Source organism: Brachyspira pilosicoli, from assembly GCF_008016535.1.
GTDB lineage: Bacteria > Spirochaetota > Brachyspiria > Brachyspirales > Brachyspiraceae > Brachyspira > Brachyspira pilosicoli_A.
This window is the reverse complement of record NZ_SAXY01000050.1, coordinates 1-19,809: the sequence shown is the minus strand read 5'-3', so window position 1 is coordinate 19,809 and position 19,809 is coordinate 1. Positions and strand designations below refer to the sequence as shown.

Genomic DNA, 19,809 nt, shown 5'->3' with positions numbered 1-19,809 from the left:
AAACAATGTTTGAACAATTACAGCTTCTTTTTTGCTTGCGTTTTAAAAGCTTTATATAATATAAAAAAGCTTAATACAATTAGATAAAATAAAAATATTTAAGATAAACAGTAGAAAATATTATATCTACAAAAAAATAAAGTCAATACATAAAAACTATATTTTTTGTTTAGGAGCCATAGATATTGTACTTTTACTTGCTATAATATTTTTGATTCTTTCTTTGATTGTAATATACAATAACGAAGAAATCAATCTTTGATTGTTATAAAAATGTGTATATTCTTTTAATTTTTCTCTTAATAATTCTACTGTGATATTTTTATTTAATCGTGAATAAAATTCTCTTTCGTCTATGCCGTGTACTCTTTCTACTACACCATTGTATCTTGGTGTTGCTATAGGAATATATCTCCTCTCTAATTTATTTTTTAAGCAGTATTCATCAAAAATATTGATTTTAGAAGTATTAATACAGCGATAAGTATATTCCATACCATTGTCCGTTTGTATAGCCTGTATCTTAAAAGGTGAAGTTTTTAAGACATATTTTAAGAAAGATAAAGCACTAGAAGGTGTTTTATCTTCATAGATTTCTCTCCAACTATAACGAGTAGCTAAATCTACAGCAGTGAACTGATAGACTGTTTTTCTGCCTAATTTGATATATTTAGTGTCTATTTGAACTATTTTGCCCTCTTTTTGTATTTTAGAGACAAATTTTCGTTTATCATATCGCTTCTTTTTCTTTTTTATTTTGTATCTCCAAAGATTATTTCTTTTTAGTACATTCTCTATCGCTGTAACACCTATCTTAATGCCTTTACGATTTAAATATGCTTTAATATAATGCTTACCTCGATATTCTTTAGTATAGAGTTCAATAATTAAATTAATAGCTTTTTGATTATTAAAGATATTTGGAGAAGTTTTTGGCTTAGTGCTAAAATTAGCGACAGTTCCAGTGTCTTTATATTTCTTAAGCCAAGTATAAAAAGTGGATTTATTTATTCTTTCCATCTTTAAAAATCTTTTAATATTTTTAGTTTTTAATGCTTCATCCACTATAAATAATTTAAATTCTGTGCTATAATCTCTTTTCATAGTAGTATCCTTTTATTTGTTTTGTATTCAAAAAATATTATAACAAGGATACTGCTTTTTTTATACTAAAAAATGTCCAATATCTCACACTCCTAAACAATTGATACTAAGACAAATTATTGACAAAAATAAGTAATAATATATATTCATATGCTATGAGAAAAAAATATGTATTTATTTTTTTGATATTTTCTATATCAGTGTTACATGGTCAGCTTCAAATTTTTAAACCATTTAGAAAATTATATACAATAAATACAGAGAAATTTGAAATTATATTTCCTATTGAGTCTAGAAGAAGTGCTGAAAAATTAGCTTCTATTGCTGATGATATTTATGAAGAATATTCTACAATATTAAACAGCAAAGTATATGGTAAAATTCCAGTAGTTATTACACCTGATATAAATTTATTTAATTCTGTAGCAGTTCCTGTGCCTTATCCTAGAGTAATATTATTTGACACGGCAGAATCTGGAGAGCTTACTATAGATGAAGATAATTTTAAAGGTACATTTATACATGAGCTTGTGCATTTGCTTAGCTTAAACTCTGAAAAAGCTGGTTTTCAAACAAGAATTTTTGGCAGTTGGGCTTCACTTGTTTTTATAAATACACCTGCGTTTATGCTTGAAGGTGTTACTGTGAGTATGGAAAGCTATAAGGGATTTGGCAGAGCTAACGACCCTTTAGTAAAACAAGGATTAAGACAAGATATATACGAGGGAAAATTTAAGACACCTATGCAGGCTAGCGACCTTTGGAGAAAAAGACCTTATGGAACTGTGTATTATGAATATGGGGGGCTTTTCTCAAAATATTTGCAAGAGCGTTTTGGAATGGAAAAGTATAATGAGCTTTGGGATACTATGAGGCATAAATTCTCTTTTTCTTTTAATGTATATAATGCTGGGTTTTATGGAGCTTTTAAAAAAGTTTATAATATAGATTTTCTTGATGTGTGGGCTGAGTTTCAAAATTATATTATGATTAAAAACATTAATCCAAGTGAAGATTTAATGGTTAATGATAGAGAAACATACATTGAAGATATAGATTCTTATAATGATACGCTTTATTATATAGATTCTAACCTTGGTGCTTTATATTCATATAAAAAAACAAGAAATAATGAAAACAATAAAAAAGATTTAAAATTTGAATTTTTAATAGATAAAAGTTCTGAAAGTTTAGATATTTCTGCAGATGGAAAAAGGGCAGTGATTGTATCTTATACTTACAACGCTGGGCTTTATAGATATATAATAAAAGAATATGATTTAGAAACAAAAAAAAGAACAAAAAGAAAATGGTATGATTTGCAATATGCCAATTTTTTTAGAGGCGGCATAATAGGTATAGGTAAAGATTTGCATAATACTACTTTTGTTTATATTGATGAAAATAACAATAGAGAAGTATTGCTTGAGCCTAATGATACCATTACTTACACTTCTCCTACTGTTATAGATGATAATATAATAGCTTTAATTGTTATAGACAATGGCATTAAACATATAGCAATTTACGATTATAATAATAAAACTCTTAAATATGTAGATTCATCAGATAACACTCTTAATTATGTGCGTTATTTGAGATATTCGAATAATAGACTTTTATTTTCTTATAACAATGATGATAGTTTTTACAGATTAGGAGAATTAGATTTAAATGCTAATACAATAAGGCTATATAATAAAAATTATTCTGGGGGTGTATTATCATCGGTTAATGTTTTAGAAAATGGAGAGAATGTTGTTTATTATAAAGGCAGATTTTCTGAATATGACAGATTAATGACAGAAGATACTGCTATTAATCCAGAAACAAAAAATATAACTCTCACAGATAAAACAATAGAAAAGTATGATTTTACTCCTCAAATGGAATTAGGAAAACATAATCCTTTTAAGTATATTAAACCATGGTCTTTATGGTTTCCTTTTCCATTATTTAATGATACTTTTCAATATTTCTTTAATGGTATAGGATTAGCTACTGCTGTGTCTTCTGTAGAGTTTGATAATCTTTCTATATTGATGATTGGTTATGATATACCTTCGCAGTTTTTACAAACTCAATTAGATATGAGATTTTATGATTTACTATATCCTATACAATTTCAATTTGGAAGTGATATAGTTTATTCAACATACAGTAAATATTGGAGAGTAAGCAGTTCTATTAATATGCAATTTAATATTTTTACAGAGAGTGATAAGGTATTATTTTATATAGCTCCTACAATATCTACAGCATTATTTTCTGATACAATATATTATAACAATCCTCTTTATTATCAAAGTGCTTTTAATTGGAAATTTTCTTCTTGGACTTTAAATACGACATTAGCTGCTATTTTTAGATTTAAATCCTCTTCTGATAAGCCATATTTTAATGACTTAGTTCAAATAGCACTTTATCCTACTTATTCTGTGAGGTATAATAAATTTGCTCTAGATTTTAAAACATTATTTCAAACAAGATATGCTCCTATTAGAGCGAGTTTTTACGGCTCTTATACATTTGACACTCCTGCGGCATTTAATGGTGCTTCAAGAGTTTTCGGCGGAAGATATGTAGCAGCACCTCAAGAGTTTTATAGTTATGTGAGTAAGCAAAAATATATTGATAATTATTTTCTCGCGGGGGATATAGAGCTTTTTGGTTATTTGGATGCACAATTTAATTTGAGTCATTTATATTTTGAGAACTTCTTTGCTTCTATTTCTTATAGGGGAGCTTATTATGCTAAAGATTATATGCAGTCTATAGCATTAAAGGCGGGCTGTGATTTAAGCGTGCTTGTTTTACCGTATAATGTGCTTACTGGTCAGCCTTATATATCTTTAGCATTAAAAATGCCGGAAAGAATGACTGATAACATATCTGTTAATGATTTATATATAAGTTTCGGCTATCAGTTTGCTTGGTAGATTCTTGTAACTATTTTAGAATATATGGATAAAAATTAATTATAAAATTTTTATGTTTTTTATTATTCGCGGGGACTAGCCCCCGCACCCCCACTTCTTTTATTGGTATAAAAGAAGCAAAAAAACTGCATTTTTATACAAAGATAAATCTATCATATTATACTTTATAGATATTAAAAAAACGTATAAAACTATAGTAATTGCACTTTCGCGAAGCGTGCCCGAAGGGCGAAAACTTTTTGCTGCGGGAAAAAGTTGAATAAAATAAAAACTTACATAAACAATAAAACTAAAACAATGTAAATATAATTCAGCTTTCAAACAAGTATATCATTTACTAAAATAGCTTTCCAATTTATCTTCGTCTATGTTTAGAGAAATAAGTTTTTTGCTGCTTTTCTCGCCCTTTAATATTTCTACATCTTTTTTCTTTAAATTAAGTTCACTTGATAAAAAATCTACTATAGCCTTATTTGCTTTGCCTTCTATGGCTTTGGCGGATATTCTTATATAATAAATTCCATTTTCTTTTTTAAAGCTGTTGGATTTGGCTGATGCTGTTACTTTTACTTCTATATTCATAATATTATTTTTCTATACTCTTGGTATTGTAAATCTAAAACCAAGAAGCACTTCATTATATATTTTTGGGTTTATGTCTATTAAGAATTTATATCCCACTTCTAAAGCAACCCAGCTTGTAATATGATAAACAAAACCAATACTAGCTCCAAGAGCAAGAGCATCTTGACCAGTTTTTACTTGTTCAGTAATCTCTTGATTTATAATGCTTCCAACAGAAACTCCAAAATAAAGAGAAAGTAAGGGATAATTTCTAAGTAAAATATCAGCCCTAGTATCAAAATCTAATTTTCTATCTGTAAAATAAAAGTTAATGTCATAATAAAAACTTCCAAGTATATAATGCTGCCTATATGTGTTGTCAACTAAAATACTTTGAAGAAAAGAATATTCAAATTCAAATCTAAAAGGAGATACTTTATTTATGGAAGGTACTCTATATCCTAGAGAAAAACCTCCTCCTACAAAATTAGCAAAATTAATTGTTTCACCGCCAACATTATACGCTCTATTAATATCAAATGCATAATTAAATTTAGGAGTAATATATAATTCTGCAAATATTATTTGAGGCAATATTAAAAATAAAATAACAATATATTTCTTCATCATAATCCCCTAAAAATTTAATCTCATAGAAAGCAGCACATCATGATTGAGATTAATAGCCGTATCTAATAATAATCTATATCCAATATCTAAAGTGATTGTTGGATTTAAATGAAAACCAAAATTAATATTAGGTCCATACAAAAAAACAAAATTATCATTATAAGAATAATTCTTTACAAGCCCAAATTTTTCATTAAAAGAAGATGATAAACTATAATCAATATTTCCTCCTACAGAAAAACCTAAAGATATAGTCATTATATGCCTTTTTCCGTTTCTATATATATTATTTTCTTCTCCGTCATAATTTATATAAACTAAATTAATATCATAATAAAGATTAAAAAGCATGCTATGTATATTAATATTATCTATATTGTTTGGATAATTATTAACTTCTAATCCGTTTTTATATAAATATTCAAATTCAATCCTTATAGGGGAATATCTTGAAAGTATATTAAAATTATAACCAATGCTTGCCCCAGCCCCAACAAACATATTGTTATTTCCTTTTATAGAATAGATAAATTTAGGGGCTACATAAACACCATTTTGAAAAGAATATGATATATTAGCAAATGATAAACATATTATTATAATTATTAATATTTTTTTTATCATAATGTTTCCTTAATACAAAAACTAAAATAAAACACCAACAGCAATTCTCGGAAGCGGTATAAATCTAAGTAAATATGAATACGATAAGCCTATATCAAGTAGAGATATGTCTATAAATGGTCGCACTCCCGTATCAATACCCATACCTCTAGATAAATCTATTCTAAAGCCCATCTCTCCGGCAATATAAGCATCAAAAGATATTCTATCTTTATTTATTTTATTTACTATTCCAGCTTCATTTGTAGAGTATTCTTTAGTTTTATCTATATTAATCGTAGCTCCTACTTTTGGCATTAAAAAGAAACCAGAAGCTCTGTTTCTCTTATTAAAATAAAACCTCATACCAACAGATAAAGGTATAGAATAGGTTTCAGTAAATTGAGGATTAGCAATATTAGTCATAAAGCTGCTTGCTATATAATTTCCTAAATCTATATCTAATTCCATTTTATTCATTATTCTATATGTATATGTTAATCTAAAACCAAATTTACCTTCAAAGTTTTGCTGTTTAGCATCTTTTACTATTTGAAAAGGTAAGCTAAATAAAATAGGTCTTGTTGTTGTTATAAATAAAGTTGTACCGAAATCTATGCCAAGAGAATGTATATGCGATTTTAATCCATTTTCAAATAAAAGTATTTCAGCATTTTTATCATTGGTTAATGTTACATATGAAGGAATTTTATCTGAAGGCACTATATCTATAACATCATAATTCATTATAAAATCGGATTGAGCAAAGATAGTGCTGCTATATAAGAATAAAAAACATATTAATAATTTTTTTATCATTATAAGTCCTTAAAACCGTATAGTTACTCCAATTCTTGGAAATATAGAAAATTTTAATGATGTTACAAAATCAATTGCTGTTGGAAAAGTATCCCAAAGAGGCAGGAACTTAGTTATATCAACGAGTCCGCTTCCAAAAAAACCAACTCCCTCTCTAACATCTCCATACACTCCAGACATAGATGAAGTAATATAATAACCAATCTCAAATAAAGAAATATCCAAATAAGTTCTAACCTTCCAATCTTTTTTTGGAAATAAATCAATACTCCATCCCAACTCATATGATACATAAAAAGTAGGGTCTATAGTAGAGCGTTTAGTTTTTAATCCTGTTAGACCGTTTTGAGTTACTATATCATATATTACAGTTTCAACTCCTACTCGAATAGTATTAACAAACTCTCCATTTTTACCCGATAAAAGCTTAAAGCCTATTGTTATTGGTAGATAATAAAAACTTCCTTTAAAAACTGTATCTCCAGCAAGTAAAGAAGCTACATCTCCTATATTTCCTGGCAGAGTTGGAACTTGAGCATGATTAGTAGCTAATTTTAATGCATTTTCTGCTGTAATTGTTAATGAATATTCCAAATGCTGAAGTCCTGCCGATATTTCTAGACCTATTCCTTTGTATAAATAAAATGTATAAGATATATTAGGCACATACCAAAAATTACCTTTTATATCTATATAGTTTAGAAAATCTTTATAATTATTTATATTTATTTTTGCTATGGATGCAAATGTTTCAATATTATATAGCAAATTATCTGCCAAAGGCGGAAAAATAACAGAATAACTTGGAATAGCATTTATACTTATAGACTGCCTTTTTTCTTTCCATTCATATTGATCATTATACGAAAATGGATGCAATATGTTTTGATATATAATTATTATGAAAGGTACATAAATAAATATACAAATAAAACACTTTTTCATAAATATTATTAAACATATCACCCCGCTAAAAAATAATTAATATAATTTCTTTTTTATTTTCTATTTTTTACTAGGGTATTTTTCATAACTATTAGCTTCTCCTTTGCCATTTATTATATAGAGATATTTTTGTATTTCCTCTTTTTCTTTATCACTAACATTAGCATTTTTTACAACCTCATCAACATTTGTATTTCCATTATTTTTACCTATGCCAGTAATTACTCCTAATGCATTTTCTTCTCCAACTATGTCTGTAATACCATTTATAGCATCTTTTCTTTCTTCATCAACTTTTACAGTATGCAGATTGCTTCCGTCAGGCACCGCTATAATATAATCTCCATTATTTTTATCATCTTTATATATTCCGCCAAGACCGCCTATTGTGCTGTCTAATGTGTAGCTGCCATCGCCAAGTCCGCCTGTTATAGTAATAGTATTGCCGCTTACACTAACCCCTTCCCAGTTGCCTTTTGCTAATTTATTTAGAAAGAAATCATCTCCGGGACCTGTTTTAGTTAAATTTGTTTGCCTGCAGGATAATATGCTAATTAATATAAAAATTATATAAAATATTTTTTCTATTTTCATTAAGGATATCCTAAAAAATTATTTACTATATATTAATATACAATTTTTATAAATAAAAACAATATTTTAATAGTATAATAATCGACTTTATAAATTAAAAAATTAATTTACATATTTTACACTTGACAGAAAATTTGAATTGAAGTAAAATTTATATAATAGTAAAAAATATTTTTAAGGTTTAGAAAATTGTATTCGCAAAAAAACAGCAAACATACTACGTATATTGTTAATTATCAAGAAACTTTTAAGAGAATTATTATAAATAAATCTTATAAAATGAATAGATATTCTATAGACTTCTTTGTGGCAGGATATAAATATAATGATGGGAAGGATATTATAGAATTATTATCTAGAAATGAACCTATTAATCTTATAAGAGAATATTTTATTGGTTATGATCCATTCGCTATAGCAGTTTATGATGAGAGATGTGAGATAAGATTAGGATATGTACCTAAAATAATAGCTCCTCTTCTAGCATACAAAATGGAAGATGAAAATTATAAAATAAGAGCTATAGTAAAAAATGTAAAATTAGAAGAAATAGATGATTGTAAATTAGAGATAAGAGTTTTTATAGAGAGAGCTTTGAAAAAGGCTAATTAAAAGATTATTATGATTGATAGAGTAGTAGTTAAAACAGAGTCAGATTTTAAAAAAATAAAAGATTTATATATTAAAGAGCCTTTTAAATATTCAATATATATACTTACAGGGAAAGAGAGATTATTTAAAAAGGCATTTATTACTTCTATGCATTCTCTTGTTTTTAAAGATGAGGGTGATAGTGAGATGAATTACAGCGTATTTTATGATAAAAATGATGCTGTAGGGTATTCGCCTTTAGATGTAGCCGATACTCCGCCTTTTGGCTCTAATATAAGGCTTGTTGTAATATACAAATATAATAATTTCCAAGATGATTTTTTGGAATATTGTATCAATCCTTCAAAATCTTCTATAATAATATTAGAAACAGAAAATAGTTTAGAAGAAGATAGTATATACAAATATTTTTCAAAGAAACAAAATGCAGATTATATTCATTTTATAGATTTTCCTATTCCTGATGAGAGGGATTTCCGTTCATTAATTACAGCGTATATAAACAAAAATAATAAAAAGATTTCTAATGATGCTGTTGATTATATAGTTAATAATATTAATTTAGATTATGATTCACTTTATTCTGAATTGGATAAAATATGCAGTTATAATGATAAAGAATATTTGAATGTTGAAGATATTATGGATTTTACTTATGTATCCAAAAATAGAAATATATTTGATTTTTTAGATTCTGTATTTGAAAGGGACAGAAAAAAATGCTTTTCTATTATGCATAGATTAGATCAAGATGCATCTTCTTCTCTCACTTTGATGATGAATAATTTTTTAGCATTATATTATATGAAAATATTTCCACCTCAAACTACTTTAAATGATATTAGCAAATTAACTAAAATACCTTCATTTATATTAACAAAAAAGAAATCTGTATTAAAACTTTATTCGTTAAATGAAATAGTAAATATAATTTCACAAATATCCAAATTAAATACATTAAGTGTTACAACTCCAAATAATATTTTTAAAGCACATTTTGAGCTTTTTTTATTTTCAATTACAAAATAATTAATTGTATATATATGTCATAAATCATAATAAATATTTGCATATTTAAATAAAGAAAAAATGACATTTCTGAACAATTTTTTATAAAGTTATCTTGTCTTATTTGTATATGATGATAGAATACAAAAATTGATATTAATTTTTGATATTGTGGAGTTATATATGAAAAAATACTAATTACAATCATTTCTATTGTTTCATTTTCTACCTGTCTATTTCCTTTAAGTTCTTTTAATTTATCTTTATCTGTACCTGTTGGCGGAAGTTTTCCTACTTTTCAAAACAATAATAAAAATTTAAATAATGGAATAAATTATCGTCCAGAAACAGCTATTGAAATAGGGGTATTATTAAAACCTAAATTTAATTTTGAAATTACAAATAATCATATAATATCTGCAGGAATTGAATTAGGATATTATAGAGATACTTTTCAATTTGATTATGATTATAATAATATAACAGTTCCTCAAGAAGACCCTGCTGCAGTGTCTGTAAAAGCTAATAATCAAATAATACATGTATTTGACAGTTTTAATATAGGGGGTACTTTTGAATATCAATATTTGAATTTCTTTTGCGGTATTGGACTTGGATTTAAAATTCCTTTAGCTGGTGCTTATTGGTATGAAGAGACAGAAAAAAGATTGAGTTTAGGACTTTTATATGGTGCTTATAGAAATGCATTTATATTTATACCATATACAAAAATATTTGCAGGTCTTAATATTGGTATAATAAATGTGAGTGCTTATCTTAATTTTGATTTACCTTATGTTGAAACAAGAAGTGAACTTACTGTAGATTCACAAACATATTCATCTGCAAGCGGTAAATTATCTTCTGTAGATTTAGGAGTTCAAATATCTCTAAGTTTAGATTTATTTAACGATAGTAAGTATTAAATAATATATTTTTATAAATAAGAGTTTATTATTAGGCTCTTATTTATATTGATATTTATATATAATAAAATATAATAAAAAAAATACATTATTATGAGGTAATAGAATAGTGAAAACTTCTGTAATTATTATGGCTGGAGGCATAGGGGAAAGATTATGGCCTTTAAGCAGAGAAAAAAAACCGAAGCAATTTTTAAAAATAATTGACAATAAATCTCTTATAGAACAGACAATAGATAGGGCTTTACAAATTACAGAAGAAGATAATATATTTATTATAACAGGGAAAAGATATAAAGATGCTTTCTCTACTTATATACCAAACTTTAAAAAAGATAATATAATATATGAGCCTGTTGGCAGAGATACTGCTGCAGCTGTAGCTTTAGGAGTATTAGCTGTAAAAGAAAAGATAGGCAATTCAAACGTAGTAATAATTCCTGCTGACCCAATAATAAGAGAAGAAAACTTATTTATAAATACAATAAAAGAGGCTATAGAAGCAACTATGAAAACTAAAAATATAGTAGTTGTGGGAATAAAACCAACTAGAGCTGAAACTGGATATGGATATATTAAGTTAGATAAAAATATAAAAGGCAATGAATATATTGTTCATAGATTTGTAGAAAAGCCAAATTTAGAAAATGCAAAGAAGTTTTTAGAAGATGGCAATTACTTATGGAATAGCGGTATGTTTATATGGTACAGTGAAAGCATATTAAACAGTATAAACAAATTTATGCCTGATACATTTAATAAAGTAAATGATACATTAAAAAATATTAATAATGAAAATAAAGCATTAGAAATATTTAACAGTATTGATAAAATTTCTTTCGACTTTGGTGTAATGGAAAAGATAAAAGATATTATATGCATAAAGTCAGAGTTTTTTTGGGACGATTTGGGAGCTTTTTCGGCACTTGGAAGAATACACAGTAAAGATGAAAATAATAATGTTGTAATAGGGCAGGTATATCTTAAAAACTCTAGTAATAATATTATAATAAATGATGATGATGATTTACTTACTTTAAATGGAATTAATAACACAACAATTGTTAAATCTAATGGCGTTTTTTTAATGTATCCAAATAATGAAGATTCTAAAATAAAAGAGATATTAAAAGACATTAGAGAGAAAAATGAATTAAATAAATATAAAGAATTATTATAATTTTATATTTTTTTATTAAGAATAGTTTCTTTATATATTTTTTCTTTTGCTTGTTTTATTTTTTCTTTGCTTTCTTTTTCTTTTTTGCTTTTTTGATTATCTTCTATAAGTACTCCGTTTATTAATACATTTTTTAAAACTATATTTTCATTGTTAATTAATTCATGAGGCAAAGTTATACCTTTTATTTCAACATTTTCTAATTTTAAGCTTTTATGAAAAATAAGGTTTCTAAAATCTGCATCCTTTTCAACTACTATATTCTCTAATGAAAAATCATCTTTTAAGTTCACATTTAATAAACTTAAATTATTGCTAAAATGAACATGATTAAAAACAGATTTTTTTATAAAGTCAGAATTAGTAAAATTAGCATTACAATTAATTTTGGCATTATATAAATTAATGGATTCAAAATTAGACATTGAAAAGTTTAAATCCATATTTATAGTAGTGTTTTTCATTATAATTTCTTTGCTTATATTAGACATTTTTATAAATATGCCAGAATCAAATAAAGCATTAGTAAAATCAAGCGATATATCTAATTTTAAATTATTAATATTAAATGGAGCATAAAATGAAGCATCAGAAAAATTAAAATTTGAATCTTTTTCTATTTTTAAGCCTTCAAAGCTAAAGCCTTCATAGCTAATCATATGAGAAAAGTTATAGTATCCTCTATATATATCATCTCTTATAATGTTTCTAAATAGATTAGCAGGTTTATTTTCTGATTTATGATGTATGATGCATAAATCATCTTTATAAACTTCTCTGCCGCACTTTTCTGTGTTTGATATTAATTGTTTACATATACTAGGCATAATTATTAAAACATAAAGCTTAAACCAAAATCATGCGAAATATTGTTTTTATTAAACTCATCAAATATTATAGCATAATCAAGTCTAAACAAATCAATATATAATGAAAGCCCCAAAGAAACTCCATTATTTTCAATACCAAGTCTTGCTAAAACCCCGCTAGGCAATTTAGTAGAACGTCTTTTTTGCATAGCACTAGGTTCATCTAACACACTCTCAGGCAAATCATCAAACCAAGAAGATGATGAATTATCAAATAATCCTAATTTATTAAAATCTATTATCATAGCTTCAAGACCCAAAGATATATTATGAGTGATAGAAGGAACTCCTACAGAATAATTAAGCGAAACAGATACTGTAGAATCTTCTTTGGCATAAGCAACTGAAGCTACTATGTCAGTATCTATATTGCCAAATACATTATCGTAAAAACCAAAATTCCTAATACCAGCACCAATTTTAAACACAGGAGTAAAAATAGATTGCATATAATATATATCTAAAAATCCGCCGAAAATATTTTTGTCTAATGAATTATTTAATACTCCTTTAATATTTCCACCTATAAAAGATTTATCATTGACAGCATAGGCAAAAGCAATATTAGCTAAATAAACTCCGTTATATATACTATCTTTTTTGTTTCCAAGCGCGTCATAAGATTGTATTTTGTTTATTTCTGAAGCGAATCCTAAACCTATGGCATAGGAATTACCTGTATGAGAATATGATGCATTAAATATATACTCGTTTTTAAAATCTGGTGATAAGGTGTAATTTATATTAATGCTATCCCTAATAACTCCCATTAATGAAGCAGAGTTTACAAATAATGCAGAAGAATCATTTCCTATTAAAAAAGTGCTGTTCATCATTCCTCTGCTTCTTGTGCTTGTATAATTTAAAATAGATAAAGAATGTCTTGAAGATAATGTATCAGCATATAATAAAAAGCTAAATACAAAAAGAATAATAAAAATAAAACTTAATTTTTTTATCACGATAAAACTCTAATCAATAATTTTTGTAATTATAACATATAAGAACCCTTAATACAATAAATTAAGTGTTTTTAAGAATAAATTATTGTATGCTTAAATGGGTATATTTTATTAGTTTTTGTTTTATTCAACTTTTTTACGCCTTACACGTTGTGGACTTTGTCAAAGTTTTATATTTCGCATACGCTTCTAGAAAGATGCAATTTTTTTGTTGTTCTTTTTCCCGCCGCAAAAAGAACCAAAAAGTGCAAGTGCTATAGCTTTATATTTTTGGAGCATATAAATCTAAAATAATGTCTATATTTTGTATATATATGAAAAGCTAAACTTATTAAATGCAGTTCTTTTGCTTCTTTTATACCAATAAAAGAAGTGGGGGTACGGTGGCTAGCCCCCGAAAACAATAAAAACATAAGAACTAATTTTTTGACAAACTTAAAAAATTAGCTATATTTTTACTTATCTATTACTAAACTCATAATACAAAATATATTGTTCTATCAAATATTTTTCGCCATAATAAATTAATGCTATATAATATTTTTTATTTCTGCTAAAGTTTATATTGTCAATTCTATTTATGCTTTTTCTTATATAATTATGATTTTCATCAAAAAGTATAATCTCTATATCTTCTTTATATTCTAAGATAATATTTATATAAGAATCTATATCTGTGTAGTTTTTTATTTTATAAAAATCTATATCTATAATATTTTCATTTTTTAAATATTGTTTAATCTTTTCATCTAAAGCTAACTCTTTTTTAATAAAAAATCCATTTATTTTTTGATTAGGATATTCTATTTCTTCAGCATAAAATATATTATCATTATACTCATTTTCATTTTTATATTTATAATCTTCAGAAAAATTTAGTTTTAAGTTATAATCAATTTCATCTTGAGAAGTTAATTTCAATAAATATTCATTTTGCTTTAATACTATATTTTTTAATTCTATATGTCCAAAATAATTTTTTGCCTTTTGAGTTTCAAATCTAAAAATAATATCTTTATTTTCTTTATTATAAAACTCTAATACAATATCAGAGTTATTGTTAGCATAAAAACCGAAGTTCATTATAAAACCGTTAGTAGGCTTAATATGATAATAGTCTATATCATCAATATTAAGACTTCCTTTCAAACTAATATTAGACTCTATAAATTGAGCATACTCTTCATCGTCATTAGGTTCTATTTCATCAACTGTAGTTATATTATTATTTTTATTACAAGAAATTAATAATATAAGCATAAAAATTAATATAATCTTTTTTATCATAAAATAATTAATCATTCCATAGCAACAATTTTTAAGTAATGCAAAAACTCTTTATCATCGCACATAGTTTTGCCTTCATCATCAGACAACTTAGCAACAGGTTTTCCATTAACCATTTGAAGTTTCATTACAATATTTAAAGGCTTAGCAATAGGTTCAAAATCATTCATAATAAATGTACCTATTCCAAATGTAACTTTAGCTTCGTTTTTGAATTCTTTATATATATTAAAAGCCTTGTCAAAATTAAGACTGTCAGAAAAAAGAAGGCTTTTAGTTTTAGGGTCAATTCTTAAGTCTTTATAATGCTTTATAACTTTGTATCCCCATTCAATAGGATCTCCAGAATCATGTCTTATGCCGTCATATAGTTTTGCAAAATATAAATCAAAATCTTTTAAGAATTTATCCGTACCTAGAGTATCTGATAATGCAATACCTAAATCTCCTCTATATTCATTAACCCAAGATTGAAGCATGAATTTTTGACTCTCTGCAAGTCTTACTTTATCTAAAGCCTGACCAACTTGATAATATTCATGAGCATTAGTACCAACCGCAAGTAAATTATACTTTTGAGCAAAATATACATTGCTAGTGCCTACCAAACAATCTGAAGGAACTTTCTCTTTTAATATAGAAATAGCTCTATTTTGCCACTTAAAAGAAAATCTCCTTCTAGTTCCAAATTCAGAAAATTTAAACCCTTTATCAGAGTTGTATGTTGGAAGCAATTTCTCATCTAACTTTTTTATTAGATTTAATTCACCTTGCTTGTAAACTTCTTCTTCACCATTAGTTTTACAAATAGTGTATTGATAATATATTTCACTAATCATTGCAAGCACAGGTATCTCCCAAAGTATAGTTTGATACCAAGGTCCTTCTATAGAAACGGTTAATTTGTTATCGTCAAAAGAAGCGTTAATATGCTCTTCCAAAGGTCTGTATAACTTTAAAAACTCTATATAATCCTTTTTTATAAATCTAAGCGAAGACAAATATTCAAGTTCATGTTTTTGAAATGTTAAATTGCAAAAATGTTTTATCTGTTTTAAAAGCTCTTCATGCATTTCTTTAGTCCATTCTAACACATTTCTGCTTCTAAAGATATATTTTACCCAAACATTAGAAAATTGCCTTAAAGCACATTGCTGCATTGTGAATTTATATAAATCAGTATCAAGTAAACTATTTATTATATTATCCATAAATAAATCCTTAAAAACCTTATCTATTTTTTATTTCTTTCTATAATTTTAGAAAGCTGATAAAGTCTGTATATACCAGATATAAAGCCAAAAAATATACCAGCTATAGTAAATAATGGAGAAGTATTTAATTTTTTATCAGCTAAGTTTCCAACAAAAGCAAGTCCCAGAATTATACTTCCAAACTCAATACCCAAAGCAGTGTATTTTATTCCATTTTTTATATTATTGCTCTTCATAATTAAGCGTTGTAAAAATTAAAGGATTAACATATTCAGAAGCTAATTTTAATTCATATTCAAGTTCGCCTGTTTTGGCATTTCCTATAATATCACCCTTTTTTACATCAACATTTGTTCTTACAGAAGTAGTGGCTAATCCTTTATAAGTAGTTATGATACCATATCTATGATAAATAACTATGCTTACTCCTTCATCTTTATCGTATACTACACTATTAATTGTACCAGAGGCTGTTGCTCTAACAAGTGTACCTGCTATTGTTTGAAAGCCTATGCCTTTTGATAAGAGAGAGTCTTTTTGATATGGTTTTGATATAACGGCATATCTGGAATCTATTGGTGTAATTGTAGGCACATATTCTAATGCATTATTTTTAGAATTAATATTAGCTTTTAATTCTTCTAAATAATTTTTTAAGTTTTCAAACTCTTTAGCTCTAGCATTTAAAAGTGTTATATTATCAACATTATTTGTATTTAATAAGTTAGTATTTTCTATTTTAAATTTATTCATCATATTAGACATATCTTCCCTATAAGAATCATTAGAAAATACTGAATTAAATAAGTTTTCTAAAGAATTAATCTCTTCAAGTCTCTCTTGATAGCTTCCTGTAAGAACAAGTGTTTTACTAGCAATAACAGTATTTTTGGTAAGAGATGAGAATGTTATTAAAAGAGCAACTGTTATAATTAAGAGTATTATCAAAAGTCCGTATATGGGTATAGATAAAGTTTTAGTTTTCTTTTTGGAATGCGGTATAAACATAAAATAGAGTCTATGTGAGAGTATTTTATGCAATTTGCTAAAAAATGAAGAATTATTAGGATTATTCTTTTTATAAAAATTATTTTTATTCTTTTTTTTATTTTTATACATACTTAAAAATTATAACAATAATATAAAATTATATCAATATTAAATGAATATTTGTTGTGTTTAGGAGTATGAGATATTGGACATTTTTTAGTATAAAAAAAGCAGTATCCTTGTTATAATATTTTGAACATAAAACAAATAAAAAGGATGCTACTATGAAAAGAGATTATAGCACAGAATTTAAATTATTTATAGTGGATGAAGCATTAAAAACTAAAAATATTAAAAGATTTTTAAAGATAGAAGAAATACCCAAATCTACTTTTTATGCTTGGCTTAAAAAATATAAAGACACTGGAATTGTCGCTAATTTTAGTACTAAGCCAAAAACTTCTCCAAATATCTTTAATAATCAAAAAGCTATTAATTTAATTATTGAACTCTATACTAAAGAATATCGAGGTAAGCATTATATTAAAGCATATTTAAATCGTGAAGGCATTAAGATAGGGGTTACAGCTATAGAGAATGTACTAAAAAGAAATAATCTTTGGAGATACAAAATAAAAAAGAAAAAGAAGCGATATGATAAACGAAAATTTGTCTCTAAAATACAAAAAGAAGGCAAAATAGTTCAAATAGACACTAAATATATCAAATTAGGCAGAAAAACAGTTTATCAATTCACAGCTGTAGATTTAGCTGCTCGTTATAGTTGGAGGCAGATCTATGAAGATAAAACACCTTCTAGTGCTTTATCTTTCTTAAAATTGCACGGGTGCCAAACATATTGCAGTTAGGAATTCCTTAATTTATTAAAGTATAGCATAGGTGTATCATAATTTAAAGCAGAATGTATTCGTTTATAATTGAAAAAATAATTATATTTTTGTATGTTTTTATTTGCTTTCTCTAAGGTTAATTCTTTAGTACAAAAGTCATAAAATTCTTTTTGGTCTAGCCTATGTGTACTCTCTACTACGCCATTATACCAAGGTGATGCAATTGGACTATAAACCCTTTTAATATAGTTTTTCTTACAAAATATATCTAATGGGTGTTCTGTGTCAAATGAATGTTTACGGTAAGTAAATTCTGTACCATTATCGCTTTGAATACAATGTATTCTAAAAGGAAAATAATCTATAAGCCGTTTCATAAAATCAATGGTACTGTATGGACTTTTTTCATCGTATAAATATCTAAAGCTCATTCTAGTAGCTACATCTACAGCAGTAAATTGATAATAGCATATTTCACCAAAAAAAGCATATTTGACGTCTATTTGTACCTTTTCCCCTGCTTCCTTGATATAAATTGCATGCTTTCCTTTATGCTTTCTCTTAATTTTTTTCTTTTTGCTCCTATACAAATTATTTTCTTTTAGGACAGTTTCTATAGCTGTTGTTCCTACTTTAATGTCTTCTAACTCTAATTGTTTTTTTATTTTTAATTTACCATAACCATATAATTTTCTTATTTCAATTATTCTTTTAATAATCTTTTTATTTTTCAATTTATTTTTATTATTCTTAGGTTTAGTAGATTTAGGTTTTATAATAGAATAAGTTTCTAATTGTCTTTTCCAATAGTAATATGTTCTAATACTAATCTTATATTTTAAAGCTAATATTTCTTTATTCTTAACTTTATTAATTTTTAGAACTATCTTTTTTCTTTGATTTGAAGTATATTCTTTCATAGGTATTCCTTTTGTTTTATTTTAGTTAATTAAATTATAAGGAATACCTACTTTTTTAAACTAAAAAACGTGCAATATGTATGGCTCCTAAACATATCTTTCTTAAAATATGTATTGAAAACTTCACCTTTTAGGATACAATCTATACAGACCGATAATGGTATGGAATATACTTATCGCTGTATTAATACTCCTAAAATAAATATTTTTGATGAATACTGCTTAAAAAATAAATTAGAGAGGAGATATATTCCTATAGCAACACCAAGATACAATGGCGTAGTAGAAAGAGTACACGGCATAGACGAAAGAGAATTTTATTCACGATTAAATAAAAATATCACAGTAGAATTATTGAGAGAAAAATTAAAAGATTGATTTCTTCGTTATTGTATATTACAATCAAAGAAAGAATCAAAAATATTATAGCAAGTAAAAGTACAATATCTATGGCTCCATGACATCTTAAAAACTTCACCTTTTAAGATACAAGCTATACAAACTGCGACCGAAGGAAGTGCCTGTGGCAACAATGGTATAGAATATACTTATCGCTGTATTAATACTCCTAAAATAAATATTTTTGATGAATATTGTCTTAAAAATAAATTAGAGAGAAGATATATTCCAGTAGCAACACCAAGATACAATGACGTAGTAGAAAGAGTACACGGCATAGACGAAAGAGAATTTTATTCACGATTAAATAAAAATATCACAGTAGAATTATTGAGAGAAAAATTAAAAGAATATACACATTTTTATAACAATCAAAGATTGATTTCTTCGCTA

At 25.9% G+C, this 19,809-nt stretch carries 21 protein-coding genes; 7 read left to right on the top strand and 14 right to left on the bottom strand.

Features of this window, described 5'->3' with window-relative positions; all coding sequences use genetic code 11:
* Nucleotides 1-156: 156 nt before the first annotated feature.
* Nucleotides 157-1,104, bottom strand: a complete 948-nt coding sequence (locus EPJ72_RS08180; RefSeq protein ID WP_147731686.1) for a DDE-type integrase/transposase/recombinase — start codon at nt 1,102-1,104, stop codon at nt 157-159.
* 155 nt (nt 1,105-1,259) lie between these two features.
* Between EPJ72_RS08180 and EPJ72_RS08175 the strand changes: the two genes are divergently transcribed.
* Nucleotides 1,260-4,043 (top strand): TreP protein, encoded by a 2,784-nt coding sequence (locus EPJ72_RS08175; protein ID WP_147731729.1) that lies wholly within the window; start codon nt 1,260-1,262, stop codon nt 4,041-4,043.
* A 330-nt stretch (nt 4,044-4,373) separates the two neighbouring features.
* Here EPJ72_RS08175 and EPJ72_RS08170 read toward each other — a convergent pair whose 3' ends face one another.
* From EPJ72_RS08170 to EPJ72_RS08145, 6 genes are all read right to left on the bottom strand, one after another.
* Complete coding sequence (locus EPJ72_RS08170; RefSeq protein ID WP_147731685.1) at nt 4,374-4,625, bottom strand: DUF167 domain-containing protein; 252 nt, start codon at nt 4,623-4,625, stop codon at nt 4,374-4,376.
* Nucleotides 4,626-4,637: 12 nt separating this feature from the next.
* Nucleotides 4,638-5,234: a tia invasion determinant gene (locus tag EPJ72_RS08165; RefSeq protein ID WP_242004969.1), complete on the bottom strand. Its 597-nt coding sequence runs from the start codon at nt 5,232-5,234 to the stop codon at nt 4,638-4,640.
* A gap of 9 nt (nt 5,235-5,243) precedes the next feature.
* Complete coding sequence (locus EPJ72_RS08160) at nt 5,244-5,861, bottom strand: tia invasion determinant (protein ID WP_147731683.1); 618 nt, start codon at nt 5,859-5,861, stop codon at nt 5,244-5,246.
* Nucleotides 5,862-5,882: 21 nt separating this feature from the next.
* Entirely contained in the window at nt 5,883-6,587 is a 705-nt protein-coding gene (locus tag EPJ72_RS08155) for a hypothetical protein (RefSeq protein WP_199749278.1), read from the bottom strand.
* An 81-nt stretch (nt 6,588-6,668) separates the two neighbouring features.
* Nucleotides 6,669-7,604: a hypothetical protein gene (locus EPJ72_RS08150; RefSeq protein ID WP_242004968.1), complete on the bottom strand. Its 936-nt coding sequence runs from the start codon at nt 7,602-7,604 to the stop codon at nt 6,669-6,671.
* A 60-nt stretch (nt 7,605-7,664) separates the two neighbouring features.
* Nucleotides 7,665-8,198 carry a hypothetical protein gene (locus EPJ72_RS08145; protein ID WP_147731681.1) on the bottom strand — a complete coding sequence of 178 codons (534 nt, stop codon included), beginning with the start codon at nt 8,196-8,198 and terminating at the stop codon, nt 7,665-7,667.
* Between the two features lie 279 nt (nt 8,199-8,477).
* Between EPJ72_RS08145 and EPJ72_RS08140 the strand changes: the two genes are divergently transcribed.
* The 4 genes from EPJ72_RS08140 to EPJ72_RS08125 all read left to right on the top strand — a co-directional run bounded on the left by EPJ72_RS08140 (nt 8,478) and on the right by EPJ72_RS08125 (nt 11,924).
* Nucleotides 8,478-8,810: an HIRAN domain-containing protein gene (locus tag EPJ72_RS08140; RefSeq protein WP_242004967.1), complete on the top strand. Its 333-nt coding sequence runs from the start codon at nt 8,478-8,480 to the stop codon at nt 8,808-8,810.
* A 9-nt stretch (nt 8,811-8,819) separates the two neighbouring features.
* The gene (holA, locus tag EPJ72_RS08135) at nt 8,820-9,839 is read left to right on the top strand and encodes a DNA polymerase III subunit delta (protein ID WP_147731679.1); all 1,020 of its coding nucleotides are present in this window, start codon (nt 8,820-8,822) and stop codon (nt 9,837-9,839) included.
* Between the two features lie 488 nt (nt 9,840-10,327).
* The gene (locus EPJ72_RS08130) at nt 10,328-10,744 is read left to right on the top strand and encodes a hypothetical protein (RefSeq protein WP_147731678.1); all 417 of its coding nucleotides are present in this window, start codon (nt 10,328-10,330) and stop codon (nt 10,742-10,744) included.
* 109 nt (nt 10,745-10,853) lie between these two features.
* Nucleotides 10,854-11,924: a mannose-1-phosphate guanylyltransferase gene (locus EPJ72_RS08125; protein WP_147731677.1), complete on the top strand. Its 1,071-nt coding sequence runs from the start codon at nt 10,854-10,856 to the stop codon at nt 11,922-11,924.
* 2 nt (nt 11,925-11,926) lie between these two features.
* Here the strand turns inward: EPJ72_RS08125 and EPJ72_RS08120 are convergent, their stop codons facing one another.
* The 6 genes from EPJ72_RS08120 to EPJ72_RS08090 form a co-directional block, all read right to left on the bottom strand.
* Nucleotides 11,927-12,751, bottom strand: a complete 825-nt coding sequence (locus EPJ72_RS08120) for a hypothetical protein (RefSeq protein ID WP_147731676.1) — start codon at nt 12,749-12,751, stop codon at nt 11,927-11,929.
* A 5-nt stretch (nt 12,752-12,756) separates the two neighbouring features.
* Complete coding sequence (locus tag EPJ72_RS08115) at nt 12,757-13,755, bottom strand: hypothetical protein (RefSeq protein ID WP_147731675.1); 999 nt, start codon at nt 13,753-13,755, stop codon at nt 12,757-12,759.
* A 459-nt stretch (nt 13,756-14,214) separates the two neighbouring features.
* Nucleotides 14,215-15,042 (bottom strand): DNA-binding protein, encoded by an 828-nt coding sequence (locus EPJ72_RS08105; RefSeq protein WP_147731674.1) that lies wholly within the window; start codon nt 15,040-15,042, stop codon nt 14,215-14,217.
* A gap of 11 nt (nt 15,043-15,053) precedes the next feature.
* On the bottom strand, nt 15,054-16,253 hold the full coding sequence (pncB, locus tag EPJ72_RS08100) for a nicotinate phosphoribosyltransferase (protein WP_147731673.1): 1,200 nt from the start codon (nt 16,251-16,253) through the stop codon (nt 15,054-15,056).
* Between the two features lie 23 nt (nt 16,254-16,276).
* Complete coding sequence (locus tag EPJ72_RS08095) at nt 16,277-16,495, bottom strand: AtpZ/AtpI family protein (RefSeq protein ID WP_147731672.1); 219 nt, start codon at nt 16,493-16,495, stop codon at nt 16,277-16,279.
* Nucleotides 16,479-17,375: a M23 family metallopeptidase gene (locus EPJ72_RS08090; RefSeq protein ID WP_147731671.1), complete on the bottom strand. Its 897-nt coding sequence runs from the start codon at nt 17,373-17,375 to the stop codon at nt 16,479-16,481. The genes EPJ72_RS08095 and EPJ72_RS08090 overlap by 17 nt, the downstream gene beginning before the upstream one ends.
* 155 nt (nt 17,376-17,530) lie before the next feature.
* On the opposite strand from EPJ72_RS08090, the gene EPJ72_RS08085 reads away from it, so the two are divergent.
* Complete coding sequence (locus EPJ72_RS08085; protein ID WP_147731670.1) at nt 17,531-18,115, top strand: transposase; 585 nt, start codon at nt 17,531-17,533, stop codon at nt 18,113-18,115.
* Here EPJ72_RS08085 and EPJ72_RS08080 read toward each other — a convergent pair.
* Nucleotides 18,112-19,017, bottom strand: a complete 906-nt coding sequence (locus EPJ72_RS08080; protein ID WP_147731669.1) for an integrase core domain-containing protein — start codon at nt 19,015-19,017, stop codon at nt 18,112-18,114. The two genes, EPJ72_RS08085 and EPJ72_RS08080, sit on opposite strands and share 4 nt — an antisense overlap.
* A gap of 114 nt (nt 19,018-19,131) precedes the next feature.
* On the opposite strand from EPJ72_RS08080, the gene EPJ72_RS13200 reads away from it, so the two are divergent.
* A complete protein-coding gene (locus EPJ72_RS13200; protein WP_199749277.1) occupies nt 19,132-19,395 on the top strand; it encodes a transposase in 264 nt (87 codons plus the stop codon).
* Nucleotides 19,396-19,809: the final 414 nt, after the last annotated feature.

Coding starts and splice junctions, on each gene's coding strand:
- EPJ72_RS08120 (WP_147731676.1), bottom strand. CDS start 12,751: ATGCCTAGTATATGTAAACAATTAATATCAAACACAGAAAAGTGCGGC.
- holA (WP_147731679.1), top strand. CDS start 8,820: ATGATTGATAGAGTAGTAGTTAAAACAGAGTCAGATTTTAAAAAAATA.
- EPJ72_RS08175 (WP_147731729.1), top strand. CDS start 1,260: ATGAGAAAAAAATATGTATTTATTTTTTTGATATTTTCTATATCAGTG.
- EPJ72_RS08160 (WP_147731683.1), bottom strand. CDS start 5,861: ATGATAAAAAAAATATTAATAATTATAATAATATGTTTATCATTTGCT.
- EPJ72_RS08080 (WP_147731669.1), bottom strand. CDS start 19,017: ATGAAAGAATATACTTCAAATCAAAGAAAAAAGATAGTTCTAAAAATT.
- pncB (WP_147731673.1), bottom strand. CDS start 16,253: ATGGATAATATAATAAATAGTTTACTTGATACTGATTTATATAAATTC.
- EPJ72_RS08155 (WP_199749278.1), bottom strand. CDS start 6,587: ATGAATTATGATGTTATAGATATAGTGCCTTCAGATAAAATTCCTTCA.
- EPJ72_RS08165 (WP_242004969.1), bottom strand. CDS start 5,234: ATGAAGAAATATATTGTTATTTTATTTTTAATATTGCCTCAAATAATA.
- EPJ72_RS08150 (WP_242004968.1), bottom strand. CDS start 7,604: ATGAAAAAGTGTTTTATTTGTATATTTATTTATGTACCTTTCATAATA.
- EPJ72_RS08090 (WP_147731671.1), bottom strand. CDS start 17,375: ATGTATAAAAATAAAAAAAAGAATAAAAATAATTTTTATAAAAAGAAT.
- EPJ72_RS08140 (WP_242004967.1), top strand. CDS start 8,478: ATGAATAGATATTCTATAGACTTCTTTGTGGCAGGATATAAATATAAT.
- EPJ72_RS08085 (WP_147731670.1), top strand. CDS start 17,531: ATGAAAAGAGATTATAGCACAGAATTTAAATTATTTATAGTGGATGAA.
- EPJ72_RS08105 (WP_147731674.1), bottom strand. CDS start 15,042: ATGATAAAAAAGATTATATTAATTTTTATGCTTATATTATTAATTTCT.
- EPJ72_RS08145 (WP_147731681.1), bottom strand. CDS start 8,198: ATGAAAATAGAAAAAATATTTTATATAATTTTTATATTAATTAGCATA.
- EPJ72_RS08170 (WP_147731685.1), bottom strand. CDS start 4,625: ATGAATATAGAAGTAAAAGTAACAGCATCAGCCAAATCCAACAGCTTT.
- EPJ72_RS08180 (WP_147731686.1), bottom strand. CDS start 1,104: ATGAAAAGAGATTATAGCACAGAATTTAAATTATTTATAGTGGATGAA.